Below are 24,569 nucleotides of genomic sequence, written 5' to 3' on the forward strand. Positions count from 1 at the left end.
ATTTTTTAGGACAGACCCATGTGGGACGATCTCGCACAGATTGAGCAGCGCTTTCATTATTCCGGCGAGCGCACCCGTTATCTCGCCTTTCCGCTGGGGGGAATCGGCTCGGGTGGCTTTTCGATCTCGGGCAGTGGGCGGTTGATCGATTGGTCGCTGCGCAACCGCCCGGCCTTGCAAAGTTTCAACGGCTATTCGCACTTCGCCATCAAGGCGGAGCGGGATGGCGAACTAGTCGACGCGCGCGTGCTAAACGGGCCCTATGACCTCAACCCGGCCGGTGCGCCGGGCATGCGAAAAATGTTCGACGGGTTCGGGCACGGCGCCAATCGCCAGACCATGGTCGGCGTGCCGCATTTCAAACAGGTCGATTTCTACGGGCGCTTCCCGACGGCAGACCTCGTCTTTGCCGACGAGCGCTTTCCGGGTGCGGTGCGGATGACGGCGCTCTCGCCCTTCATTCCGCATGACGATCGCAATTCGTCCATGCCGGTGGCGATGATCGAATTCGAGATCGTCAACACGACGGATGGGCCGCTGACCTATCGCCTGGCCGGTACGCTTGGCGGCTATGGCTCCAATAGCGGTGATCATCGCTTCGTCGAGAAGGATGGTGTGAAAGCCATCCACCTGCTGTCGGCTGATAGCAATCCCGACCCTTCGCAGCAGGGCGACCTCACCATCGCTACCGATGCCGAGGAGGTCGAGCACACGGACTATCATTTCCGCGGCCAGTGGTTCGATGACCTCGCGGTGTACTGGAAGGAGTTCGCTCGCCCCGGCGCGCTGCCCACCCGCAGCTATGACAAGCCGCGCAGCCGGCACATGTATGCGCAGCCCGAACATGCGACTCTCGGCGCCAAGCTGACCCTTGCGGCGGGCGAGCGCAGGAAAGTGCGCTTCGTCATCAGTTGGAGCTTTGCCCAGGGCGACATCTATTGGGCGTTTCGCGACAAGCCCGATAGTCCGACGTCAGCCGATCAGGCGACGCCGCATTGGACGAATTACTACTCGACCATCTGGCCGGACTCCCTTGCGAGTGCCCGCGATGCGCTGGCGCGGTGGGACGATCTCGCCGGTCGTACGCTCGCTTTCCGCGACAGCTTTTTCGGTTCGACCCTGCCGGCGGAAGTGAAGGATGCCGCGAGTTCGACGCTGGCCCTCTTGCGCACCGCGACGGTGATCCGCCTGCAGAATGGCGAGCTTTGGGCCTGGGAGGGACAGCACACCAATGACGGCTCCTGCGAAGGCTCGTGTACCCATGTCTGGAACTATCAACAGGCACTCTCGCACCTGTTCCCGGCCATCGAGCGGACGCTGCGCGAAACTGAGCTCAGCTACAACATGCTGCCTTCAGGCGGGCTGACCTTCCGCCAGAAATTGCCGCTCGGGAACGGTTTCGACATTATTGGCCCCTGCGCCGATGGGCATTTTGGCGCGATCATAAAAACCTATCGCGACTGGAAGCTTTCGGGCGATAGCGAGTGGCTGGCAACCTGGTGGCCCAAGGTGAAGAAGGCGCTGGAATATGCCTGGTCGCCGGAAAACCCGGACCGCTGGGATCCTGAAAAATCCGGCATCCTCTCGGGCCGGCAGCACCAGACGCTGGATATGGAACTCTTTGGGCCCAATTCTTGGCTTGGCAGCTTCTATGTCGCGGCGCTGCTGGCGGCTTCCGAAATGGCTGAGGCCGTGGGTGAGGGCGATTTTTCTGCCATGACCCGCAAGATGGGCGAGGCCGGTGCGCGCTATATCGATAGCGAACTCTTCAACGGAAAGTGGTTCTTCCAGAAGATCGATCTCGGCGACCGCTCGGTGCTCGAGCCCTTCGATGTCGGTCGCAATGCCGGCGTTCTCGCCGACAATTTCATGGACGTCTATTGGTCGGAGGAATTCGGCGAGATCAAGTATCAGATGGCTGGGGGCTGCATCTCGGACCAAATCCTTGGCCAGTGGCAGGCAGAGGTAGCGGGGATCGGCACTTTCCTCTCGCCCGAACATGTCGCGACGGCGCTGAAATCGGTGCACCAGCATAATTTCCGCGCCTCGCTCGACGACCATTTCAACCCCTGCCGCAACTACGCCTTCGAGGGAGAGGGTGGACTGCTGATCGCCACCTATCCCGAAGGCGTGCGCCAGCCCATGGTGGCGGCGCCCTATGCGGAAGAGGTCTGGACCGGCATCGAATATATGGCGGCCTCGCACATGATCATGCATGGCCTGGTCGAGGAAGGCATGGATGTGGTCCGCGCCGCGCGCAACCGGCACACCGGGGAGCAGCGCAATCCCTGGAACGACATCGAATGCGGCTCCTACTATGCCCGCTCCATGTCGGCCTGGCAGTTGGTGAATGCCTTTTCGGGGCTCAGCGCCGACTTCGTTGCCAAGACGCTGGAATTCAAGCCGCAAGCGGAAGGCGACTATGTGCTCTTCTGGTCCGCGGGGCAGGGTTTTGGCACGCTTCGCCGCCAGGGTAGCAAGATACAACTCAGCGTCGATGGCGGGAAATTGTCGGCGCGCGAGGTTTTGGTGGATGGCAAGACGACACAGTTGAACGGCACGCTCTCGGCCGGCCAGACTATTGAATTAGGGAATGCATAATGGCCGCGATCGAGCTGCAAAATATCCGCAAGTCGTATCAGGCGGTCGACGTTATCCACGGTCTGGACCTCGTCATTCCCGACGGCTCCTTCACCGTGCTGGTGGGGCCCTCCGGCTGCGGCAAGTCTACCCTGCTGCGCATGATTGCGGGGCTCGAGGACATTACCGGCGGGCAGGTGAGCATAGATGGAGCGCGCTGCGACCACCTGCTGCCTTCGGCACGCGGCATGGCCATGGTTTTTCAGTCCTATGCGCTCTATCCGCATATGTCGGTGGAAGAAAATCTCCGCTTCGGGCTCGAAAACCATCGTCTGCCCAAGGCGGAAATCGACGAGCGCGTGGCCAAGGCCGCCGACATCCTGCAGATCCAGCACCTGCTCAAGCGCCGCCCCAGCCAGCTCTCCGGCGGGCAGAGCCAGCGTGTCGCCATCGGCCGCGCCATCGTCAAGCAACCCAAGGCGTTCCTGTTTGATGAGCCGCTGTCCAATCTCGATGCCGAACTCCGCATCCGGATGCGCCGCGAACTGAGCGCCCTGCACAAGCGGCTCGGCTCCACCATGGTCTATGTGACCCATGATCAAGTGGAAGCCATGACCATGGCCGACCAGATCGTTGTGCTGAATGAGGGTCATATCGAACAGGTTGGCAGTCCGGTGGAACTTTATGCGCGTCCCGCGAGCCTCTTCGTCGCGCGGTTCCTCGGCGCGCCGCCGATGAACCTGCTCAAAGCAACCGTCATCGCTGCGGACACACTGGAGCTTGCCGGGGGAACCCGCGTCGCCCTGCCCGGCCGCAATCTGGGACTGCCACCCGGTGCCGCAGTGACCTTGGGTCTTCGTCCGGAACACGCGCAGGTCGGTGCGGAAGGGCTCCATATCACCGTGACATCGACCGAAATCCTGGGCTCGGGCACGATCCTCCATGGTACCGCTTCGACCGGCGAGGATTTTTCGATCTCCATGCGCGGTATCAGCGGCGCCAAATCAGGCGACACGCTACATGTCGTACTCGATCCGCGCTTCGTTCACGTCTTTGACGGGGCCGGGGTGGCTGTTGGCGCCACCGATGACTGGCAGGCGGACTACCTCGTCTCCTGAGACGTAGTAGTCCGCCGCGCCGGCAGCTTTGCCATTGGCATTGGCGCTAAATGTGGTAGCCGGCTCGGACGCGATCGAAGTCGATGCCTTTAGCCGGTTCGTTGAGGAAGATGGCTCCCAGGCTGAGCACCAGCACGCGATCGGCAATTTCGAGGGCTTTTACCGCATTCTGCTCGGCCAAGAGGATGCCAATCCTGCGCTGTTCGTGGATTTCCCTGATCTTGCGGAAGAGGGAGCTCGCATATTTGGGTGAGAGACCCGTGGTCGGCTCGTCGAGCAGCAGCAGACGCGGCTCTTGCACCAGTGCCCGGCCGACAGCCACCATCTGCGCCTCGCCCCCACTCAGGCTGCCCGCTTTCTGGTCGATGCGCGGCACGAGGTCGGGAAAGAGATCAAAAACCTCATCCATGCGCGCCTTTCGTGGCCGCGTGCCAACCAGCGCGCCAAGGGAAAGATTTTCGCGCACGGTCAGATCAGGAAAGATATTGCCTTCCTGGGGCACAATGGCGAGGCCCATTTCGGCCAGCTTGTTGGGCGCTGTGCGAGTGACATCCCGACCCTCGAAGCTGATCGTGCCACCCTGGGACCGCAGAAGGCCCGCCACGGCCTTCATCAGCGTGCTCTTGCCCGCGCCGTTCGATCCGAGAACGGCGAAAACTTCGCCACCCACATCGAGGTCGATCTCCTTGAGAATGGTGACGTCGCCGTAGCCGCTCGATACCGCGTTGAGCTTAAGCATCGCCTTCCCCCATATATTTCTCGCGCACCATCGTGCTGGTGCGCACCTCGTCGGGCGTGCCCTGGGCCATGATCCGACCGTCGGCCATGAAGTGGATGTATTCGCAGACGTTCCAGATGAGATCGAGATCATGCTCAATGATGACGACCGACATGCCGTCATCCCTGGCAGCCTCGCGCACCACCTCCATCACCTTGTCGGTCTGGTCCTGCGGCAGGCCCACGGTGGGCTCATCCATGAGCAGGAATTTGGGTTTTAGGAGCAGGCACCGAATGATATCGAGCAGCTTCTTTTCGCCGGCCGAAAGCGCATAGCCGCCCGGATCGGAGAAGCGGAACGCTTCAAGGTAACGGTTGATGGCTGGATGGGCCTGCTGCCGCAGTGCGGTTTCGGCGAAGAGCCCTAAGACCGTTTCCTGGGCCGGCTGCACTACCGAGAGCAGCATGGAATCAAGAATTCCAAGACTTTCAAAATCCTGGATGCGCTGATTGGTGCGCACGAGACCGAGGCGCGCCACGGCGTCGAGTTTCTTGCCTGAAATATCGTGGCGATTGCCGTTTTCGAAGAAGAGGATTTCCCCGGCATCCGCGCTGATCTTGCCGGTGATCAAGCTCATCAGCGTAGTCTTTCCCGCCCCGTTAGGGCCAATCAATCCCTCGACGCCATGGCGGCCGAGGGCCAAATCGGCGATATCGGAAACGACCCGCCCGCCATAGCTTTTCTTCACGCCTTTGAGGGTGATCTGGTTGTTGGACATGGCTGGGCCTCAGAGATGACTGGTGGGCTGGCGGCGGTCACCGAGGAGACCAAAGGGCCGGAACAGCAGCACCAGAACCAGTGTCACGCCGTAAAGCATGAGTTTCAGGATAGGGATGATCTGCGCCCAATCGGACGGCACGCGCAGATAGGTCTCGATGAGAAAATCGAAGACGAAAATGGTCAGCAAGACGCCGAGGAGCCCGCCCAAGGGCCAGCGTTTGCCGCCGACGATCAATGCGATCCAGACCGAGAAGGTTACGCCCGGCCCCAGAAGATCGGGTGTCAGGAACTGCCGGACCGGCGCGCTGAGTGCCCCAAAGAGCCCCATGCCGGCCGAGGTCAGCGTGAAGAAGATCAGTTTGGCGCGCGATGTGTCCTTGCCCAGGTTGCGGGCCAAAACCTCATTGTCGCGGATAGCCGCCAGCAGTCGTCCAAACGGGGAGCGACCGAGGAGGCGCGCATAGACGATAACGCCGACCGTCAGCACCAAAAGGATCAGCAGCAGCCAGAGCGCGGACTGTGCGCCGCCGAAAGGATGCGGCACGGTGCCGAGGCCGACAACGCCCTTGGTCAACCATTTTTCGGTGGTGACAAGATCGGCAATCACTGCAGCAAAGGCGAGCGTCGCCACCAATTGCGCCTGGCTATCGAGATCGAGCACGACCCAACCAAGCACGAAGGCCACCAGCGCAACGATGGCGACGGCCAGTATCAGGGCGACGAAATAGGGCAATTGGAAATTGAGCAGTAATATGCCGAAGGCATACATGCCCAGCCCCCAGAAGCCGACGACGCCGAAATTGACGATGCCGGCAAGGCCGAATTGCAGGTGCAGGAGGGTCGCGAGCGCTACGAAGACCAAGACGGTCGAGAGCGAAAAAATCGCATAGCCGGACAGAAGGTCGATCATGCGCGGGCCCTCATCTGACGGATTTTGAGGAAGGCGATGAACAGCACCAGCAGCAGCACTTCGCCGTAAAGCGGGGTCGCCACCAGCGAAATCGAGGAGGTGACGATACCCACCACCACGCTGGCAATGAGCGCGCCGCGAATGCTACCCACCCCGCCGATGATGGAAATCATGATGACGATGAGAATGAGGTTCCACCCAACGAGCGTATTGACGAAGGAAAAGACCCCGAAAAACACCCCGGCGAGCCCACCGGCCACCCCGGCGATGAACCAGATCAGCACCGAAACCAGGGTGGGATTGATGCCGCTTGCCAGCGCCAGTTCTTCATTATTGGCCAGCGCCCGCATCATCTCGCCATAGCGGGTGCGGTAGATGAAGACATAGAGCAGGCTCGCAAGCACGGCCACGAGCACGAGGGCCGTGATCTGGAAGCTCGTCACGCCGACGCCGAGAAAGGCGTAATATTCGGGTGAGACCGTATCGAAATAATAGAGATCGCCACCAAAGATCAGCCGCGCGCCATAGCGCAGCGCAAAAGACAGGCCAACCGAGAGAATGATCATCTCCGTGGGCCCTACCCCGCGCCGCAAGGCGGGCCGGAAAATGCAAAGATATGTCAGCACGCTCACCGCGCCCGAGAGCAGCGAGGCGGGAATGATGCTGAGGTAGAAATCCAGCCCCAGGATTGAGGTGAAAATCACCGCGAAAAAGGCACCGAAGGTGATGTTCTCGGCGAAGGCGACATTGGTGAACCCGTTGAGATAGTAGATGAGCGTAAAGCCCATCGCCGCCAGCACCAGGGGCGCGGCTTCAATCAGGCCCAGCACGAGCGCACTGGTAACGACTGACATTCAGTCCTCGTCAGAAAAGTTGGGACGGAGCGGGCCCTAAACCCGGGAAATTGGATGCGGGGAAGCCCCGCACCCACCTGGGATCATTCAGGCATGGGCGCCGCGTCGAGTTCGAGCACGGCCGTACCGTCGATCAGCGCGGTCTGCTCCCATTCGCTGGGGCTGTTCCAGGAAAAGGCGGCGAACTGGCCTGAGACGACACCGGTATCGGTATAGTCGTAGGAGCCGGTTACGCCCTCATAGTCGATATCTTCGCCGGCTTTCAGGGCTGCGATGCCCTCGGCATAGGAATAGACTTTCTTGCCCGGTGCCATGGAGACTTCGCGCACGTGATTGGCCCATTCGCGCGCGTCGGTGGTGCCGGCCGCCTCGATGGCGAGGGCGGTCATGTTCAGCATGTCATACATCTGCATGGTATAGCTGTCGCCGGCCGGCGAGAGACGGGCATAGTCGGAGGCTTCCCACTTCTCCTTGAAATAGTCCCAGGCCGGGCTGTCGGAATGGGTATAGCCGACGATATAGACGCCCTTCTGCCGGTTGATCGCGCCCATGGTTGCGGTGCGCGGGAATTCCTCGGCCAGCCAGTTGGGCTCGCCCAGGAACAGCACCGACATGCCCATTTCGGCTGCGTTCTTGACGATGATGCCGCCCTCTTCGGCCTGCGAGAAAACGAGAATGGCGTCGGGGTTGAGGCTATTGGCGCGGGCGACTTCCGAGCGATAAGAGGTCTGTTCGGTCTGGATATCGATATCGGCCAGGACTTCCATGCCGAGCACTTTTGCCGCCTTGATCGCCGAATCCTGCGACATCTGCATGCCCGAATCTTCCGAGGCGATGATCACGACGCGGGTCGCGCCGAGCGACTGGGCGTGCTGGGCAACAGCCGCTGCCTGAGCCGTATCCATGGGCGAGCCGCGGAACATCGGCTCTTCGGGCGTGCCGCCCCATTCGACGCGCTGGGATCCGGCAAAGACCGAAGGAATGGCCGGGCGGCCGTTTTGCGCGACAAAGCCAAGTAGCCAATCGCGGTAGGATTCATAATTGTGCGAGATGTTGTAGAGGATATCGACACCCTCCTGCTCGACAAGGCGCCGCGCCACCTGGCCTTCGCCCAGCGTTCCCCAGTCCTGGTGGAAGGCCTGGATGGGCCGGCCGAGCGGCGGGTTTTCGTTGATGAGACCGATGGCAAAGTCGGAAGCGCCATCGAAATGCGGCCCGAAATGGCCATAGGGTCCGGTATGCACCGAAAGGTGGCCGAGCTTGATCGGGTTTTCCTCGGCCGAAGCAATGGCGGTACCGGCCAAGAGCGCCGCGGCGACACCGAATGAGGTGAGAAGTTTCTGCACGTTTACCCTCCTTTGATGGGATAGACGGCTCCGCTGGGTAAGTCGCACCCTCCCGCGCCTCACCGGAGTCCCTCCGTCGTGGAGCGATCCTTGCGCAAGCATTTTGGACCCACCAGCCTTCTGGGGCACCTTGGGGCCGATTATCGGACGATCGGTAAAACCTCGAAAAGGGTGCGCCGATTGCGGCAGATGGGCCAATATTCGCCGACGAGCATCGCAAGGCTCAGAAGAGCCATGGCGCCCAAATTCATAGAACCGAGAGCCAGTTGGATCGAAATCATGGCGAGAAGAATGGGTAGTTGCCGGAGCGCATGATGGACGCCGCAGAGCGCCGGTCCCTGCCCTTGCATGGTCCCAATGCGATGCCGCCGCTGCCATAGCAGGGCCGCCAGACCGGCGCCCAGCAGCAAGGCGGAAACAAGTGGATGGTTCGGTGGCGACCCGCCACTGGCAAGGCCAATGGATTCAAGGGTCCATTCCAGCCCCGCTGCTGCCAGAACCCGTGGCAGGACGACGCCGAAATAGCCCAGCGCATGGCAGAGCGCGCCGGTGAAAAAACCAAAGCTTTCCCGCCAACGCCAACCGCTGGCGACGAGCGCGACGGCGATGCAGGGCACCATCATGGCGATGCCCATGGTGGACCACATGGCGGCAAGCCCGAGAAGGCGTCCGCCATTCCAAGGGGCAACATAGGCGAAGACGCCGTTCTCGCCACAGAGTTCGATCAGCCCGGCCATGCCGGGATTGACGAGCGACAGCCAGGCAAGGGCCGTCGCGGCCCCTGCCACGGCGAGCACCAGCCAACTTTTGGGATGTCGATAGACCGGCATGGCCAAGGCCTCCGCAAAGCAAAGGCCGGGTTACCCCGGCCCTTGTGGTTCAGCAGTGGCAGGCCGGTTCGCCCAGGGCGAGCACGCTCGCCTTATTGGTTTCGCGCGGCAGGTCGTTGGACGGGTTCAGGTTGAAGAAGCCCGAGGGCATCAGGCTGAAGCCGCAGGAAATGCAGGGCTGTACCGGGAAATCCTCGGGTCGCACGACGTGATGAAGGCCAAAGCAATGCCAGACGACGATGTCGGTATTCTCGACATTGCGGTTCTGCTTGACCACTTCGGCGAGGCCATCGCTGCCATCGGAATTGCAGACATATTCGCCCGCCGGATAGCGCTCGTTTTCATTGTAGGGTGTCACCCAGAGGTGATTGCGGATGAAGTTCGAGCGAATACCGGAGGGACCGGCCTCATTAGTCATCGGCGTCACGCAATCAGGCGCATGGAGACGATAGCCGACCGGCTTACCCAAGGCATTGAGTTTGCTGGGGTTGACGATCTTCCAGGTGCGGTGCGTGTCGAGATTGGCTTTTCGCGCGGCCTCGAGTTCGGTCTTGAGCGTGGTTTCCTCGGCATAAAAACCATTGCCGAAGCGGTTGGTCGGACCCATGGGCTCGGCATAACTGTTGGCTTCAACAACGCTATTGCCACCGCCATCGAGGTTCATATCCATGCGCACGCAGAAAATGTGCTGATGGATGGGGGCCGAGAGCCCTGGTGACACTTCGGCAGCGAACTTGCCGGGCTCGCCGGGATCGCAGGCCATGGTGTCGACGATGCCGGTCGCCTTGACCTCGCATTCGATCTGGCCGGCCTGGTCGAAATACCAGTATTGGCCATATTCGTAGTTGCCCACGGTATTGATGCAGGAAATCACGAGGCGCCGCCCACGCCGCACTTCGGTGCGGTCCACGCGGAAATCCCAGTGCTTCCAGAGGACGCCCGTATCCTCCTCGTGGATGCAGATGCCTTTTTCGATGGTGATGACGCCGCCATCGAGCCCGCAGAAATGCGAGTCGAGATAGTGGATGGCGCCGAGACAGTCGCAGCCCAGTTTCAGCGAGTGGTTGAACTTGCCGAAGCCATATTCCCCGATATCGAAGATATTCTTGCGATAGTGCCCGCGTTCCGGCGAGCCATAGGGCACGACCAGTTCGCCCAGCGCCATGCGGCGCACGATGGGGCGGCCATCGTAGCGCACATCGTGAAGAATGATGCCGTCGCGCGGCGAATAGCCGATGCCGAGCGTCCATTTGTCCCAGGCAATGGCATGGCCATCCATGGTGAAGCTCGTGCCCTCCGGCTGCACCACATTGAGCGGCTTCATCGGGGCGCGGGTGGGCATGAAATCGGGATCATAGGGCACGTCGATCATCGGGATTGGCGGACCACCGTGATCGTCGATGCGCAGGATCTCGCCAGTCTTGACGTCGATGGCGACGTTCAGCCCATCGATGGGGTGGGCGTAAAAATTCTCGTTTTCGTAAAGGCGCAGCCAGCAATGGACATAGGAGACCATGTGCCCCTCTTCGCCCGCATCGCCAAAATTGCCGCCCGACCAGCTATCGACGCAGACGCCGGTCATGTCAGTGATACCGCGCTTGCGACAGGCCTCGATGAAGTTGGGATCGGCCTTCACCTTGCGCTCGACATCGAGCAATTGTTCGACCTGGAAGGCCGAATGCGAGGTGGGGAAATGGCGGCGGAAGGTGATGGCGCCATTGTCGAGGGCCACGAAAACCATCCAGACGCCGGGACGGTCGAGATGGGAAATGTTGAGCCGCGCCTCGCGACGGAAGGCTTTACCGGCGAGGTGGTCGCGCCATTCCTGCGGGCTCGGTTCGCGCAGATCGATATTGCCGAACAGGGCCCCCGGTCCCAGATCGGCATCAGTCTTGATGGCATTGACGGCGGAATTGATCTCGGCGGCGCTCAGCGGCGCCAACGCCTGCAGATAGCTCGGGGGCGGGGGAGCAGCCTGTCCCTGCGGCTGGGATGCCGCTGCATGCACGTGGTTCATCGTCCTCTCCTTGAAGTCTGGGCGTCGCACTCCCCGCTCCTGACGGGGACTGCTTCTGGCCGCCATAGTCGTCGCCGAAGAGCTGTGCTTCCAGCGGTCGGAGGGCGTTTCGGGCCAAAGATCGGACGCTGAGTTAACTCCCGCGGCGAGGCCTCAGGGGAGCCGGCAAGACAATTTTGCTTTTGTCACCAATTAGTTACAAACAACACAAAAGTCCGACCGGCGCCTTGAGACAAAAGGCCGATTTATTGACCACCTCGTAACCGTCTGCTGAACTGTGACAGTTCGCTGACGCCAAAACAGCACCGCGAAAACGTCTTGTGGGAGGAAACAATGACGGGAATTCTGGGCGCTTACCGGGGGGATTTCGGCAGGGTCACCTATCTCGACATAACCCGTCCGATCGCAACGCATGCGCATCCCCATATCCACATGCTGTTCAAGGTTTCCGGCGCCGATCGCAGTATGCAGGTCGAAAACAGCGCCATCGAGCTCCACCGTAGCAACTGGATCCTGGTCAATCCCTGGCAGCGGCATTTCGACATTCCGGAGCAGTGCCAGGCGCCCACCCAGATGCTGGCGCTCTATATCGAGAAGGATTGGTGTCGGCAGCGCATGGATTGGCCATCCTTCGCCGGCAGCGAATGCGCCATCACCGCGGGGATGCGTATCCGGGTCGATCTTTTGGCGCGCATGCTCGGCAGAGGCGCCAATGTCGATGGGAACTGGGTCGAACAGATGGTTTCATCCATCATGTGCGAGGCGGCACGGCTGGCGTCGGCACATGACTCTGAACGCGCGGCGATGGATTTCCGTATTCGCCGGGCCCTCCCGGCCCTCCGCGTCCGTACCAAGGGTGGTCCCGATTTCGAGGCGGTGGCGCGCAGCGTCGGTATGTCGCGCTCCCGCTTTTTCGAGCAGTTCCGCAATTCCATGGGCATCGCCCCCAACATGTATGTCGACGCCCTGCTCATCGAGCGCGCCATCTCGCTCCTCGGTGAGGACAAGCCGATCGACGACATTGCCGAAACCCTTGGCTTTTCAGCGCAATCGAGTTTTACGCGGTTCTTCAAGGAGCGGGTCGGCTTCCCACCCAGTTCCCTGCGCCAGGCGCCGCAATTCTCCCAGATGGCGCAATAATTGTCGGACGCTGGGTTAAGCGTCCTTCCCCAAGGCCGGTTTAGTCTCCCCTTGCATCGGCAAGGAGGCAGCGATGGATATGGATGGCACCGCGGATTATCTCATTATCGGCGGCGGCTCGGCCGGTTGCGTTCTTGCGGCCCGGCTCAGCGAGAATCCCAGCACAAGGGTGGTGTTGATCGAAGCGGGTAATGATCTCACCCGCGCGTCCATGGCGCCGCACGTGCGCAGCCGCTATCCCGGCCGGGCCTATCTCGATCCCGGCAATATCTGGCCCGACCTGAAGGCCTATTTCGGCTCGACACCCGATCGGCAATTGCGCCGCTATGAACAGGGGCGCCTTTTGGGCGGCGGTTCGTCCGTCAATGCCATGGTGGCCAATCGCGGCGCGCCCGCCGATTATGACGAATGGGTCGAGGCCGGCGCGCCGGGCTGGTCCTTCGAAGAAGTGCTGCCCTATTTCCGCAAGCTCGAGCGTGATGCCGATTTTTCCGGGCCCTACCACGGCAAGGACGGGCCGCTGCCGATCCATCGGATATCAAAGGAGCGCATGTCGTCCTATGTGCGCGCGCTCTCCGATGTCTTTGCCAAACAGGGCCACAAACCCCGGCAAGACCAGAACGGCCCCTGGGAAGACGGCGTCTATGTCGGCGCCATCGCCGTTACCGACGAGGGCCAGCGCGCGCCGACTTCGGTTGTCTATCTGACACCGGACGTCCGCGCCCGGCCCAATCTGACGGTGCTCACCGGCCATATTGCCGAGCGCCTGCTGCTCGACGGCAAGCGCGTCATCGGTGCCGAAATTGCGCCTTTGTCGGGCGGTGCCACGCATAGGATGCTCGCCGGCAATGTGGTTGTATCGAGTGGAGCTATCCATACACCGACGCTGCTGATGCGCAGCGGCATCGGGCCCGCCGCGCAGCTTCGCCAGCAAGGCATTGCTGTTGTTACCGATCTGCAAGGCGTCGGCCAGAACTTGATGGAGCACGCCTCGACGGCCGTCAGTACCTATCTGCCGGCCGCCATGCGTCTTGGAGACCTCGACGAGCACCACGACCATGCCATCCTGCGCTTCACGTCCGATCTGCCAGAGGCACCGCAGGGCGACATGCATGCCGCCATGATCGCGCGCTCGGCTTGGCACTCCATCGGCCAGCGCATCGGCACGCTCTTCATCTGGCTCAACAAGCCCTTTTCGCGCGGGCAACTGACCCTGACCAGTCCCGATCCAAGGGCAGAGCCCTTGGTCGACTTCGCCATGCTGTCGGACCCGCGCGACCTGCCGCGCCTGCGCTATGGCTTTACCGTCGGGGCGATGGGACTTTTAGGCCTGATGCAGGAAGGTAAGGCAGGACCGGTCTTTCCGACCAGCTATTCGGCGCGTGTCGCCGCCGTTGCAGGACCAGGCCTCTTCAACACGCTGCAGCGTGGTGCTTTCTCGACCATGCTCGATATGGCAGGGCCGCTGCGGCCTTGGCTTGTCCGCAATGTGGTGACGCTCGGTCTCGATCTTGAAAAGCTGCTTGGTGACCGCGACGCGCTCGACGATTTCATCCGCGCCTCTGTCGGCGGCGTCTGGCACGCCTCGGGTACCTGCCGCATGGGCCGGCCGGACGATCCCAAGGCCGTGACCGATGCGTCGGGACGGGTTCACGGCATCGAGGGGCTACGCATTTGCGATGCTTCGCTCATGCCCTCCATCCCGCGCGCCAATACCAATGTGCCTGTCATCATGATGGCCGAGCGGATTGCCGATCTCATCAAGCAGGGGCACTGAGCCCAAAGGGATGGACGCTCTGCGCCCATCCCTTCAACCTTACTTGCTGTAACCCTGGCTGAGCCCGCTGATGAATTGGCGTGAAAACACGGTGAACAGCAGTACCAGCGGCACCGCGCCCAGTGTCAGGGCGGCGAGCAAAGCGGGATAGTCGTTGAGGAACTGCCCGACGAATTGTTGCACGCCCAGCGTCACCGTCTGATTGGCCTTGCCCGGCGCGAGGATCAGCGGGAACCACAGATCGTTCCAGATCGGCAGCATGGTCACCGTCGCTACGGCAGCCAGACCCGGCCGCACCAGCGGCAGAGCGATAAGGAAGGTCTGCCATTCATTGGCACCGTCCATGCGCGCGGCTTCCTTGAGCTCGGTCGGGACGGTGCGGAAATAGGTCATCATCAGGGTGACGGCGAGGGGAATGCTCATGGCCGTGTAGACAAGGATCAGCGCCAGAAGCGTATCCATGATGCCCCAGGCCACCATGATCTTGATGATGGGAATGGTACCAAGGCGGATCGGCAGCATGACGCCGATGAGAAAAAGTCCGGTGAGAATGGGCACGAGCGCCGTCAGCCGATATTCGACCAGCGCGTAAGCGGCGAGGGTCGAGAACACTACAGTCAACGCCACCGCCGAAACGGTGACGATGAGGCTATTGCTGTAATTGGCGATGAAATTGCCACGGGTGAAGACGCGCACATAGCCATCGAGGCTGAAGGTTTCGGCCGTCGGCAAGGCGAAAGGACCGCCGAAAATCGCCGGTGTCGTCTTCAGCGAATTGATGATGACGACGAAGATCGGCCCCAGGGCCAGGACGACGAAAGCAAGCAGGATGACGTGGACAAGGACGCGCTCGGCGCTCCAGCGCCGGTCATCGACGACGGGTTTTGGCGGCTGGTCGGCAATGCTGGTCATATCTGTGCCTTTCTAGACGGTATGGGCACGGAGCCGCCGCTGCACCAGCCAGAAATAGAGTGCGGTGACGAGCAGCATGATGGTGAAGATGACGGTGGCGACAGTAGCGCCGAGATCGAGGTCGGCCACCTGCCCCGAAGACCCAAAGAAGGTCCGGTAGAAATAGGTGCCCAGAATATCGGTCGAATAGTTCGGCCCCGGTGCCGAACCGTTGAGCGCGAAAACCAGATCGAAGCCGTTAAAGGTCCAGATGAAGGTCAGGATCACGATCAGTCCGAATTGCGGGACGATCAGTGGAAACTTTATGTCCCAGAAAGTGCGCCAGGGGCTCGCGCCATCGAGCCGCGAGGCTTCGACGAGATCGTTCGGCACCGCCAGCAGCGCGCTATAGAGGAAGATCATGGGAATGCCGACATATTGCCAGACGCCCATCAGCGAAATGGTCGGCAGCGCAGTCATCTGATTGCCGAGGAGCGGAAAGCCGACGACGCCCCAGAGCGGATTGATGATCAGGCGCCAGATGAAGCCGACGATGACGACCGAGAGCGTCGCGGGAATGAAGAGGATGGTGCGATAGACGCCCTCGCTGCGGCGGAGCGCGCCCGAGGTCAGCAGCGCCGCCATCAGGAGGCCAATGGGCACTTCCACCAGCACGTGAATGGCGAAATACTTGATATTGTTGACCAGCGCGTTCCAGAAACGGGCGCTGACCACCGGCTCGGTGAAGAGATAGATGTAGTTCTCAAAGCCGACGAAAACGCTGCCCAGCGTCCGATCGGTGTTGAAAAAACTCATCACCACCGAAGAGACCAGCGGCGCCACGGCGAACATGACATAGACGGCCAAGGCCGGCAGGACGAAGAGCAGTAGGCTCCAGCGAGCCGTTGCGGGGCGGGTCACGTGCGTGGTCCTTTGGCCGGTCGATAGAGAAATTTGGAACCGGGCAGTGGGGAGGCCGCCCGATTCCGTCCCAGGGAGGGATCAGTTGCCCTTTTGCGGACCGTACCAGGATTCGAGACCGGCCTGGAGCTCCTGCGTCGCCTGTTCGGCCGTCGTGTCGGTAGTCATCATCAGTTGCAACAGCCGCCAGATTTCGTCGTCAAGCGGCGGCGTGCCGGCGCTGAGGCGATCAAGGGCGAGACGCGGGGTCAGCGAGGCGCCGGTCTTGAGATCGGCGAAGCTCTGCGCCAGGGCATTGTCATAGGTGACGGCCTGGTTGCTCATGGCGAAGAAACCCGGAGCGGTATTGACATAGATCTGCTGGAATTCAGGACCGGCAACCCAATCGAGGAAGGTGCGCGCCGCTTCCTGGTTGGGGCTGGCCGCGTTGATGCCGATGGCCATATCAGGCATTTCCTGCAGATAGCGCTGGCCGCCAGCTTCCACGGCCGGCGGACCGAAGACGCCGACATTGAGACCCGTGGAGGTTACCTGGTTGATGTTCCACGACCCGTCGGGAAGAATGGCGGCGCGGCCGAGGGTGAAGAGCTGCGTCATATCGGGATAGGCCAGTGCTTCCTGCCCCGGCGGCAGGAATGGACGCCAGGCGGCGAAGGACTTGAAGGCCTCCACAAATTCCGGATCGGTCAGCTTCTTGGTGCCGTCGATCAGGCCAAGGCGCCCCTCTTCGCCTTTCCAATAGGCCGGACCGACGCTGTAGAGCCCGTTATAGGCAAGCTGCCAGGATTCGGCAGAGCCCATGGCGAGCGGCGTATATTTGCCACTGTCCTGAATGGCTTGCAGCACGGCGATGAATTCGGCCGTGGTGGTCGGCGGGGTCAGCCCAAGCTCGTTGAAGATATCGACATTGTAGTAGAAGCCGGCGAGCACGGCGGCGACCGGCACGCAATAGGCGTGCCCCTCGAAGGTCCAGGCGGCCTTGGCCGTGTCGGTGAAATTGGCCATGCCCGCCAGCCCGTCGAGCTCGGAGAAATAGCCGCGACCGATCCATTCATTGTTCACGTCGAACGGACGGCAGGTGATGAGATCAGGACCCGTGCCGCCCTCGATCTGCGACTGGATGGCGGCATTATATTCATTGGTATTGATCGGCGCGAATTCGACATTGATGTCGGGATGTGCCGCCTCAAAGGCGGGCAGCACCTGGTCCTGCCACACGGCGAGATCCTCGGTCCGCCAGCTTCCCAGCGTAAGCGTGACGGATTGCGCTGTGACCGCGCTGGTCATGGCGGCCAGTGAGACCCCCAGCACCAATGCGCCCGTGGTGACGCCGGTGGATATGCGACGCATGTCTATTCTCCCTTGTGATGCAGCGTGATCCGCGCCCCTCAGCGACAAATCCCGTGTTGTGATTGCGGACTGATACCTCATAATACCACTAGCTACAAGAGGTATAATTTTGTAGCAAATATCTGGCCTTTTGGTTTTTGTGGTATTATGAGGTATGCAAAACCTCGATAGGGAGAGATCGATGATCGGTGTGGGCTTGCTGGGTTCGGGCTTCATTGCAGAATCTTATGCGGATGCGCTGCTGGATGTGCGGAATGCCGAGCTGGTGGCTTGCTTTTCCCGCAACAGCGCCCGCTCCGGCGAATTTGCCGCCAAGTGGAAGGTCGCTGCCCATCCCAGCATGGACGCGCTCTGCGCCGATCCTCGCGTCGATGTGGTGGTGATCGCCCTGCCCAATGAGGTGCATCTGGAGGCCGTGGAGATCGCGGCGCGCCACAAGAAGGCGATCATCTGCACCAAGCCCCTGGCCCGTACCGAGGCCGAGGCGCAGAAAATCCTCGACATCGTCACGCGCGAAGGCGTCTGGCATGGATACGCCGAAAGCTCGGTCTTTTCGCCCAATGTCGCCAAGGCCTATGAAATGGTCAAAGCTGGCGGCATCGGCAAGTTGCTTACGATGCGCGCCCGCGAGGGCCATTCCGGCCCCCATGCGCCCCATTTCTGGGATGCGGAAACCGCCGGCGGCGGGGCTCTGCTCGATATGGGTTGCCACACGGTCGAGTCGGCCCGCCATTTCTTCGGCAAGGACAACAGGGTCGTGGAAGTGATGGCCTGGGGCGCCACCATGGCGCATCAGGACAAGACCACGGGCGAGGACACAGCCATTGCCCTCCTCAAATTCGCCGGCGGGGAAATGGCCACTATCGAATCGAGCTGGATCGAGCGCGGCGGCATGCAATTGCGCCATGAGCTGGTCGGCTCGGCCGGGCGTCTCGTCACCGATAGCTCGGTCGGCCCGGTCTGGGGCTTTATCGAAAATCCCGTCGGCTACACGGTCGAAAAGGCCGATGCCGAAACCGGCTGGGTCTATCCCGTGCCCGAAGAAACCCGGGCCTATGGCTTTTCCCAGCAGATGCGGCATTTCATCGACCATTTGGTCGCGGGGAAAGCGCCATCCGAAACATTCGAGGATGGCGTGGTGGTCAACCGGATCATCGATGCGTGCTATCGCTCGATGAAATCGGGACAATGGGAAAAGGTGGCCTAGGGATATGAGCGGGTTCGAGGGCGCGGCAACCATGCTGGACGCAGATTCGCCGGAGCCGCTATGGCGGCAGGCGGCTGAAGTCATCCGCAACCAGATCGCCAGCGGCAAGCTTGCTGCCGGCGGCCGGATTCCGGCCGAGCGGGACCTGCTCGAACAGCTCTCGATCAGCCGCGTCACCCTGCGTCGCGCCCTTCAGAGCCTTGTCGAAGATGGCGTACTTACGTCATCGCATGGCAGGGGCTGGTATGTTTCGGCCGATGCGCCCCGCGAATTCCCCAATACGCTCGAATCCTTCAGCGAAACCGCGGCGCGGCTGGGGCTGATCCCATCCTCCGACCTGTTGCGCGCCGAGATCAGGCCGGCAACGCTCGACGAGGCGGAGATCCTCAGCATCGCTCCCGGCATCGCGCTCTTCCACCTTGACCGTATCCGTCGCCTCGACGGCGTGCCGGTTGCCGTCGACACCTCCTATTTCCCCGCCACCCTGCGATCGGACTTTTCCGGCGTCGATTTCCGCGATTCCTCGCTTTTCCAACTGCTGCTGGAGGCGGGCGTCGACCTGTCGCGCGGCGAGACCACGATCGAGGCCCGCGCCGCCGATGCGGAACTGGCGGGGCATCTGGGTATCGAGCCGGGCAAGCCGATCCTGGCCATGCAGCAGCTCATCGTCGATGCAGCCGGCAAGCCGGTCCTTTCCTCCACAGTCCGCTATGTCGGCGACCGCTATCGCCTCAGGACTTCGTTTTCACGCTCACGCAAGGCTGGCAGCCGGAGCTGACCGGGCCTTGAGCTGCGCCCCGAGGCGGCGGACGCGGCAAGGAGATACAAATTGGTTGCAGGTTATATCAAGCTCGCCGAGGCCCGCGCCTCGCAGGCCGACCGGCTGGAAGAGGCTTTGCCGCTCCTTGCCGGCCAGATCGGCGCGGCTCAGCGTAGCGGCACGCTGAACGGTCCCGGCCCCATCTTTCTCGGCATCGGCGCGAGCTTTGCCGCCGCCGCAGCCGCCGTCTGGGTGCTGCGTGAGCGCGGCATTCATTCCTGGCGGCTCAACGCCGGGGAATATCCCCTGCCCTTTCCCGCCTCCGACCATCCGCTGATCGGCGTGTCGCAGAGCGGCCGCAGTTCGGAAACCCTAGCCGTCTTCCGCGATGTGCCCCAGGCACAGCGCCTTGCCGTGCTCAATGTCGTGCCCTCGCCCATTGCCGAGATTGCTGCAACGACGTTTGCGCTGGGCAATATTCCGGACAGCTATGCGTCCACCATCGGCTATACGGCCACGGTTGCCACTCTCGCCATGATCGCCGAAGCCTGGAATGGCGGCACGATCGATGCGAGCTGGTCGGCCCTGCCGCAGGCTTTCCGTGCCGTCGAGGCCGAACTTGCCCGCCGCGGCACCGCGCTTGCCGGTCTCCTCGCCCATGCCGTTAGTGTCGATTATGCCGCTGCCGCACCTTCCGTGGGTTCTGCCGAAGTCGGTTCGCTGCTCCTGCGGGAAATCGCCCGCATTTCCGCGAGCGGCTTTTCGACACGGCAATACCTTCACGGCGCCATGGAATCCGCCGGCAAGACCGCTCATGTCCTGGTCGGCGCCGAGCGCGAACTGGGCGCGGCTCATATGCTGGCGCGCGCCGGTCATGCCACGTTGCTGATCACCCCGCTCGACGTGCCGGAGGAAACCAACCTCGCCGTACTGCGCCTGCCCGACCTGCCGCCAGCCCAGCGCAGCATTCTCGAGGCGCTCGTCATGCAGACGCTCGCCGTCGAAGCCGCGCATTTGCGCGGGATCGACCCCGACGCCTTCGTCTTCTTCCATACCGATACCAAGGTGGCCTGAGCATGTCCGATCTCATCGCCGCACTCGACATCGGTGGCACCAAGACCACGCTGGTGATCGAAGATTTGGGTGGCCAACGCCTGCTGGAAGTCACCGAACCCAGCACGCAATGGGATGCGGAGCCGCCCGAGCCGGCCGCCGAATGGATTGCCGGTCTCCTGGCGCGACACTGCCCTAGCGGCTCGCGCATTGTCTCCCTCGCCTTTGGCGCTCAGGGGATCAATCGTGACGATGTCGGCGCGGCCCTTGCGGCCCAGTTGGAGGCCCGCGGCTATCCCACCCGTGCCGTCAACGACGCTTCCCTGATTGTCGCAGCGGCGGGTTTCGAGCGCGGCATCGGTGTCATTTCAGGCACCGGCGCCATTGCCGTCGGCGCTGATGCCGAGGGCCGCTTCATGGCCGCCGGTGGCTGGGGCTGGGTTATTGGCGACGAAGGTGGCGGCGCGGCCCTCGTCCGCGAAGCCGTTCGCGCGGCGCTCTATGCCAATGATGGTGGCGAGCCCGACGATGGGCTCCTCGGCGCCCTGATCAGGGATTTCGGCGTGGCCGATGCCGAACGCCTCACGCGCGTGGTCAATGACGAGCCCACGATGGACAATTGGGCGCCGCACGCTCCGGCGGTCTTTGCTGCCGCCGATGCCGGCTCACCCCTGGCGCAAAAAGTCATTGCAGATGGCGCGCATGCGCTTGCTGCCCTCGTCGGTCAATTGCGCAATCGTGGCGCTGTAGGCAGCGATATCGTCGTCGCCGGCAGCGTCATCGTCAATCAGCCGCGCCTTCTCGGCGGTTTTCGCGCTGCCATCGAGGCTGTCGGCGGCTATTCCGTCCACGTTCTCACCGCACCGCCGGTCGAAGGCGCCGTGCTCCTGGCCCGACGGGCCGCCACTGCGCAACATTAGGAGGCCCGCCATGTCCGACCTCAAGATTACCAATCTCTACAAGAGCTACCAAAACACCCATGTGCTGCACGACATCAACCTGACGATCAATTCGGGAGAATTCGTCGTCTTTGTTGGCCCTTCGGGCTGCGGCAAGTCCACGCTGCTGCGCTGCATTTCCGGGCTCGAAACCATTTCGAGCGGCACGCTCGCCATCGGCGGCGAGGTGATGAACGATGTGACCGCCTCCAAGCGCGGCATTGCCATGGTGTTCCAGTCCTATGCGCTCTATCCGCATATGACCGTCTTCGACAACATGGCCTATGCTCTGAAACTCCAGCATCGCCCGAAGGAAGAAATCCGGGCCAAGGTGGAAGCGGCGGCGGCAAAGCTACAATTGACGCCCTATCTCGATCGCCATCCGCGCACCCTTTCGGGCGGCCAGCGCCAGCGCGTCGCCATCGGCCGCGCCATCGTGCGCGATCCCAAGGTCTTCCTCTTCGACGAGCCGCTCAGCAATCTCGATGCGGCCCTGCGCGTCGCGACCCGTCTCGAAATCGCCAGGCTCAAGGAGAGCCTACCCAATACCACGATGATCTACGTGACCCATGACCAGGTGGAAGCCATGACCCTGGCGGACCGCATCGTGGTGCTCAATGCCGGCCGGGTCGAACAGGTCGGTACGCCCATGGAGCTTTACGAAACGCCGCAATCGCTGTTCGTAGCCGGCTTCATCGGCAGCCCGAAGATGAATTTCCTCACGGGTGCCGACGCGGCTTCCTTCGATGCCCATACGGTTGGCGTGCGCGCCGAGCATATGGAGATCGGTAATGACGGCATCTGGTCGGGCAAGGTGATCTATACGGAGAACCTGGGTTCGGACAGCTATGTCTATGTCGATATGGGCGGGAACGAGCCGGTGGTTCTGCGCCAGGCCGGCAAGACCAACCATCCGCCCGGGGAAGTGCTGCGTTTCTCCCCGCGTCCCGGCAGCTTCCATAGGTTCGACGCTTCCGGTAAACCAATGCGCTAGGGGAGGCACGGCGATGACGGGAATCCTGGGCGCTTATTGCGGAAGTTTCGGTCGCACGACCCTCCTCGATATCCAGCGTCCCATCGCCTCGCATGCACACCCCCATATGCACCTGCTGTTCAAGCTCTCCGGCGCCGATCGGGGCATGCTGGTGGATGACGAGGTGCATATGCTGAGCGAGAACAGTTGTATCCTCGTCAATTCCTGGCAGCGCCACGCGGATGTGGAGGCGCTCTGCATTGCGCCAACCCTGGTTCTGGCGCTCTATATCGATCCGGTCTGGTACGCCGCCCGCACCAACCACTCGGCCGATAGCGTCTTTTCCCGCCTCAGTTGCGATATTGGCCCGGTCACGCGTCAATCGGCGGCGCGCATTGCCGGCTGGCTGGTGCGGCCCCGCCGTCCGGTTGATACCACGCTCGAGCGCGCCATTCTCACTATCATCGAGGATACGGTCGCCCGCGCGCATCTGGCGCCGCGCCAATCGAGCAGCGATTTCCGCATCCGCCGTGCCGCCCGGGCCTTGCGCGACGACATTCACGTGCGCCCCGACCTTGCGGCCCTCGCGCGGCAGGTCGGTCTCTCGCGCTCGCGCTTTTTCGATCAGTTCAAGAATGCCGTGGGCGTGGCCCCGGTCATGTATCTCGATGGGCTGCTGCTCGAACGCGCCATCGATCTCCTGGTCAGTTCACAAGCGCCGCTCGACACCATTTCGCGGCAGTTGGGCTTTTCGGCGCCCTCCAGCTTCACCCGTTTCTTCCGCGAACGTGTGGGCTTTCCCCCGAGCACATTGCGCGCCGCCAGCAGCCCGCAGCACTAAGGCGTAGCGGCCCCACCCTTGCGAATGGAGCCGCCGATGTCTGGGATCAGGCCGGAAGGTTCCAGACCAGCTTGGCATTGGTCAGTTCGCGGGCGCCCAGCGGTCCCAGTTCCCGGCCAAAGCCCGAGCCCTTGACCCCGCCGAACGGCGCACGCGGATCGGAGCGCACGAAGTCGTTGACGAAGACGGCCCCGGCTTCGAGCTGCCCCACAACGCGGCGAGCGCGATGCGGATCGTTGGTCCAGACCGCACCACCCAAGCCAAAATCGGTGGCATTGGCGCGGGCCACGGCCTCGGCTTCGCTGGCAAAGGGGAACATCAGGGCCACCGGACCGAAGAACTCTTCCTGCGCAATGGCGGAATCGGGATCGACGCCGACGATAACGGTCGGTTCGAAGAAATTGCCCGGCCCGTCCTTGGGCTTGCCCCCGGCGATTACCCTACCGCCGGCCGCCACGGCCTCGGCAATCTGCCGTTGTGTGGTTTCGACAAGATCCGCCTTGGCCAGCGGCCCGAGCTTGGTCGCCGGATCCATCGGATCGCCCATCGGCAAGGCGGAGGCCGTCCGTGCAAAAGCCTCGCAATACCTTTCGAAGATCGGCGCGGCGATCAGGAAACGCTTGGCGGCAATGCAGCTTTGCGCATTGTTGGAAAAGCGTGACACGACGCCGATGCTGACCGCCTTGTCGAAGTCGGCGTCCTCGAAGACGATGAAGGGGTCGGAGCCGCCCAGTTCCAGTACGGCCTTCTTGCCGTGAGCGCCGGCGGCCTCGGCAACGGCTCGGCCGGCGGCCGTGCTGCCGGTGACGGTGACCGCGCGGACGCGCGGGTCGGCAATAATGCCGGAGACGGCATCGCGACGAACCCGCAGATTGGTATAGAGGCCGGCCGGTCCACCGGCATCGCGCACCAGATCCTCAAGGGCCTGGGCCGAGCCCTGCACGAGGTCGGCATGCTTGACCAGCACCACATTGCCGGCGATCGCCACCGGAATGAAGAAGCGCAGCACCTGCCAGAAGGGCAGATTCCAGGGCATGACGCCAAAGATCGGGCCGATCGATTCATAGACCACGGTGCCCGCAGTACCTTCGATGGGTTCATTGGCCAGATAGCGCGGCCCGGCCTCGGCAAAATGCCGCGCGCCGCTGGCGGCCTTTATCACTTCGGCCCGCGCCTCGCCCACCGGCTTGCCCATTTCACTGGTGATCAGCGCTGCATATTGGTCGGCGCGCTGCTCCAACAGACCTCCAAGACGAATAAGGAAAGCGGCACGGTCTTCCATAGGCGTGACCGACCAGGCGCGATAGCCGGTCCGGGCCCCCTCCAGCAGCCGTTCGAGATCGGCTTCGCCATGAGCGGAGAACTCGGCGCTCACCACGCCGGTCGCCGGATTGATGGACTTGAAAGACATGGCATTCCTCCCGATAGGCACTTGATTGCTCTATGAGAGGATTGCCCCGGCCGTATGCCTGGGGCCAGTCTTTGCGCCACTTTGAGGGACAAAAAGCGGACGCTCGGTCAAGAGCATCCGCTTTCGCATAGGCGCCAAAGCGCACCTCGAAGAG

At 62.2% G+C, this 24,569-nt stretch carries 21 protein-coding genes; 10 read left to right on the forward strand and 11 right to left on the reverse strand.

Features of this window, described 5'->3' with window-relative positions; genetic code table 11:
- The first annotated feature begins 18 nt into the window (after positions 1-18).
- Positions 19-2,601 (forward strand): GH116 family glycosyl-hydrolase, encoded by a 2,583-nt coding sequence (locus JP75_RS04080; protein WP_035079610.1) that lies wholly within the window; start codon positions 19-21, stop codon positions 2,599-2,601.
- Complete coding sequence (locus JP75_RS04085) at positions 2,598-3,698, forward strand: ABC transporter ATP-binding protein (protein WP_280113985.1); 1,101 nt, start codon at positions 2,598-2,600, stop codon at positions 3,696-3,698. Before JP75_RS04080 ends, JP75_RS04085 begins: the two co-directional genes overlap by 4 nt.
- A 46-nt stretch (positions 3,699-3,744) precedes the next feature.
- On the opposite strand, the gene JP75_RS04090 is transcribed toward JP75_RS04085, so the two are convergent.
- From JP75_RS04090 to JP75_RS04120, 7 genes are all read right to left on the reverse strand, one after another.
- Positions 3,745-4,437 (reverse strand): ABC transporter ATP-binding protein, encoded by a 693-nt coding sequence (locus tag JP75_RS04090; RefSeq protein ID WP_035079615.1) that lies wholly within the window; start codon positions 4,435-4,437, stop codon positions 3,745-3,747.
- Positions 4,430-5,194 carry an ABC transporter ATP-binding protein gene (locus tag JP75_RS04095; RefSeq protein WP_035079618.1) on the reverse strand — a complete coding sequence of 255 codons (765 nt, stop codon included), beginning with the start codon at positions 5,192-5,194 and terminating at the stop codon, positions 4,430-4,432. The genes JP75_RS04090 and JP75_RS04095 overlap by 8 nt, the downstream gene beginning before the upstream one ends.
- 9 nt (positions 5,195-5,203) lie before the next feature.
- A complete protein-coding gene (locus JP75_RS04100; protein WP_035079620.1) occupies positions 5,204-6,106 on the reverse strand; it encodes a branched-chain amino acid ABC transporter permease in 903 nt (300 codons plus the stop codon).
- A complete protein-coding gene (locus JP75_RS04105; RefSeq protein WP_035079622.1) occupies positions 6,103-6,960 on the reverse strand; it encodes a branched-chain amino acid ABC transporter permease in 858 nt (285 codons plus the stop codon). The genes JP75_RS04100 and JP75_RS04105 overlap by 4 nt, the downstream gene beginning before the upstream one ends.
- A gap of 83 nt (positions 6,961-7,043) precedes the next feature.
- Positions 7,044-8,306, reverse strand: a complete 1,263-nt coding sequence (locus JP75_RS04110; RefSeq protein WP_035079624.1) for an ABC transporter substrate-binding protein — start codon at positions 8,304-8,306, stop codon at positions 7,044-7,046.
- Between the two features lie 140 nt (positions 8,307-8,446).
- Complete coding sequence (locus tag JP75_RS26420; protein ID WP_035079626.1) at positions 8,447-9,136, reverse strand: hypothetical protein; 690 nt, start codon at positions 9,134-9,136, stop codon at positions 8,447-8,449.
- A 49-nt stretch (positions 9,137-9,185) separates the two neighbouring features.
- Positions 9,186-11,153, reverse strand: a complete 1,968-nt coding sequence (locus JP75_RS04120; protein ID WP_084587463.1) for a primary-amine oxidase — start codon at positions 11,151-11,153, stop codon at positions 9,186-9,188.
- Positions 11,154-11,486: 333 nt separating this feature from the next.
- Here JP75_RS04120 and JP75_RS25070 point away from each other — a divergent pair, with 333 nt between their 5' ends.
- Together JP75_RS25070 and JP75_RS04130 are read left to right on the forward strand one after the other, a co-directional pair.
- The gene (locus JP75_RS25070) at positions 11,487-12,293 is read left to right on the forward strand and encodes a helix-turn-helix domain-containing protein (RefSeq protein ID WP_051960331.1); all 807 of its coding nucleotides are present in this window, start codon (positions 11,487-11,489) and stop codon (positions 12,291-12,293) included.
- A gap of 73 nt (positions 12,294-12,366) precedes the next feature.
- Entirely contained in the window at positions 12,367-14,070 is a 1,704-nt protein-coding gene (locus tag JP75_RS04130; protein ID WP_244446249.1) for a GMC family oxidoreductase, read from the forward strand.
- 39 nt (positions 14,071-14,109) lie between these two features.
- On the opposite strand, the gene JP75_RS04135 is transcribed toward JP75_RS04130, so the two are convergent.
- The 3 genes from JP75_RS04135 to JP75_RS04145 all read right to left on the reverse strand — a co-directional run bounded on the left by JP75_RS04135 (position 14,110) and on the right by JP75_RS04145 (position 17,232).
- Positions 14,110-14,982 (reverse strand): carbohydrate ABC transporter permease, encoded by an 873-nt coding sequence (locus JP75_RS04135; RefSeq protein ID WP_035079630.1) that lies wholly within the window; start codon positions 14,980-14,982, stop codon positions 14,110-14,112.
- Between the two features lie 12 nt (positions 14,983-14,994).
- Positions 14,995-15,882 (reverse strand): carbohydrate ABC transporter permease, encoded by an 888-nt coding sequence (locus tag JP75_RS04140; RefSeq protein ID WP_035079633.1) that lies wholly within the window; start codon positions 15,880-15,882, stop codon positions 14,995-14,997.
- A gap of 81 nt (positions 15,883-15,963) precedes the next feature.
- Complete coding sequence (locus JP75_RS04145; RefSeq protein WP_051960334.1) at positions 15,964-17,232, reverse strand: ABC transporter substrate-binding protein; 1,269 nt, start codon at positions 17,230-17,232, stop codon at positions 15,964-15,966.
- A 181-nt stretch (positions 17,233-17,413) separates the two neighbouring features.
- Here JP75_RS04145 and JP75_RS04150 point away from each other — a divergent pair, with 181 nt between their 5' ends.
- The 6 genes from JP75_RS04150 to JP75_RS04175 are packed head-to-tail and all read left to right on the forward strand — an operon-like array spanning position 17,414 to position 23,004.
- Positions 17,414-18,439: a Gfo/Idh/MocA family protein gene (locus JP75_RS04150; RefSeq protein ID WP_035079635.1), complete on the forward strand. Its 1,026-nt coding sequence runs from the start codon at positions 17,414-17,416 to the stop codon at positions 18,437-18,439.
- A 4-nt stretch (positions 18,440-18,443) separates the two neighbouring features.
- A complete protein-coding gene (locus tag JP75_RS04155; RefSeq protein WP_035079637.1) occupies positions 18,444-19,217 on the forward strand; it encodes a GntR family transcriptional regulator in 774 nt (257 codons plus the stop codon).
- 51 nt (positions 19,218-19,268) lie between these two features.
- Complete coding sequence (locus JP75_RS04160) at positions 19,269-20,273, forward strand: SIS domain-containing protein (protein ID WP_035079639.1); 1,005 nt, start codon at positions 19,269-19,271, stop codon at positions 20,271-20,273.
- A gap of 2 nt (positions 20,274-20,275) precedes the next feature.
- Entirely contained in the window at positions 20,276-21,172 is an 897-nt protein-coding gene (locus JP75_RS04165; protein WP_035079641.1) for an N-acetylglucosamine kinase, read from the forward strand.
- A gap of 10 nt (positions 21,173-21,182) precedes the next feature.
- Positions 21,183-22,184 (forward strand): ABC transporter ATP-binding protein, encoded by a 1,002-nt coding sequence (locus tag JP75_RS04170; protein ID WP_035079643.1) that lies wholly within the window; start codon positions 21,183-21,185, stop codon positions 22,182-22,184.
- Positions 22,185-22,197: 13 nt separating this feature from the next.
- Positions 22,198-23,004: a helix-turn-helix domain-containing protein gene (locus JP75_RS04175; protein ID WP_035079645.1), complete on the forward strand. Its 807-nt coding sequence runs from the start codon at positions 22,198-22,200 to the stop codon at positions 23,002-23,004.
- Between the two features lie 46 nt (positions 23,005-23,050).
- On the opposite strand, the gene JP75_RS04180 is transcribed toward JP75_RS04175, so the two are convergent.
- Positions 23,051-24,415 (reverse strand): aldehyde dehydrogenase family protein, encoded by a 1,365-nt coding sequence (locus JP75_RS04180; RefSeq protein WP_035079647.1) that lies wholly within the window; start codon positions 24,413-24,415, stop codon positions 23,051-23,053.
- Positions 24,416-24,569: the final 154 nt, after the last annotated feature.

Origin of the sequence: Devosia riboflavina (assembly GCF_000743575.1) — a bacterium.
GTDB classification, from domain to species: Bacteria; Pseudomonadota; Alphaproteobacteria; order Rhizobiales; family Devosiaceae; genus Devosia; species Devosia riboflavina.

Coding starts and splice junctions, on each gene's coding strand:
- JP75_RS04080 (WP_035079610.1), top strand. CDS start 19: ATGTGGGACGATCTCGCACAGATTGAGCAGCGCTTTCATTATTCCGGC.
- JP75_RS04090 (WP_035079615.1), bottom strand. CDS start 4,437: ATGCTTAAGCTCAACGCGGTATCGAGCGGCTACGGCGACGTCACCATT.
- JP75_RS04095 (WP_035079618.1), bottom strand. CDS start 5,194: ATGTCCAACAACCAGATCACCCTCAAAGGCGTGAAGAAAAGCTATGGC.
- JP75_RS04100 (WP_035079620.1), bottom strand. CDS start 6,106: ATGATCGACCTTCTGTCCGGCTATGCGATTTTTTCGCTCTCGACCGTC.
- JP75_RS04105 (WP_035079622.1), bottom strand. CDS start 6,960: ATGTCAGTCGTTACCAGTGCGCTCGTGCTGGGCCTGATTGAAGCCGCG.
- JP75_RS26420 (WP_035079626.1), bottom strand. CDS start 9,136: ATGCCGGTCTATCGACATCCCAAAAGTTGGCTGGTGCTCGCCGTGGCA.
- JP75_RS04120 (WP_084587463.1), bottom strand. CDS start 11,153: ATGAACCACGTGCATGCAGCGGCATCCCAGCCGCAGGGACAGGCTGCT.
- JP75_RS25070 (WP_051960331.1), top strand. CDS start 11,487: ATGACGGGAATTCTGGGCGCTTACCGGGGGGATTTCGGCAGGGTCACC.
- JP75_RS04130 (WP_244446249.1), top strand. CDS start 12,367: ATGGATATGGATGGCACCGCGGATTATCTCATTATCGGCGGCGGCTCG.
- JP75_RS04135 (WP_035079630.1), bottom strand. CDS start 14,982: ATGACCAGCATTGCCGACCAGCCGCCAAAACCCGTCGTCGATGACCGG.
- JP75_RS04145 (WP_051960334.1), bottom strand. CDS start 17,232: ATGCGTCGCATATCCACCGGCGTCACCACGGGCGCATTGGTGCTGGGG.
- JP75_RS04150 (WP_035079635.1), top strand. CDS start 17,414: ATGATCGGTGTGGGCTTGCTGGGTTCGGGCTTCATTGCAGAATCTTAT.
- JP75_RS04155 (WP_035079637.1), top strand. CDS start 18,444: ATGAGCGGGTTCGAGGGCGCGGCAACCATGCTGGACGCAGATTCGCCG.
- JP75_RS04165 (WP_035079641.1), top strand. CDS start 20,276: ATGTCCGATCTCATCGCCGCACTCGACATCGGTGGCACCAAGACCACG.
- JP75_RS04170 (WP_035079643.1), top strand. CDS start 21,183: ATGTCCGACCTCAAGATTACCAATCTCTACAAGAGCTACCAAAACACC.
- JP75_RS04175 (WP_035079645.1), top strand. CDS start 22,198: ATGACGGGAATCCTGGGCGCTTATTGCGGAAGTTTCGGTCGCACGACC.
- JP75_RS04180 (WP_035079647.1), bottom strand. CDS start 24,415: ATGTCTTTCAAGTCCATCAATCCGGCGACCGGCGTGGTGAGCGCCGAG.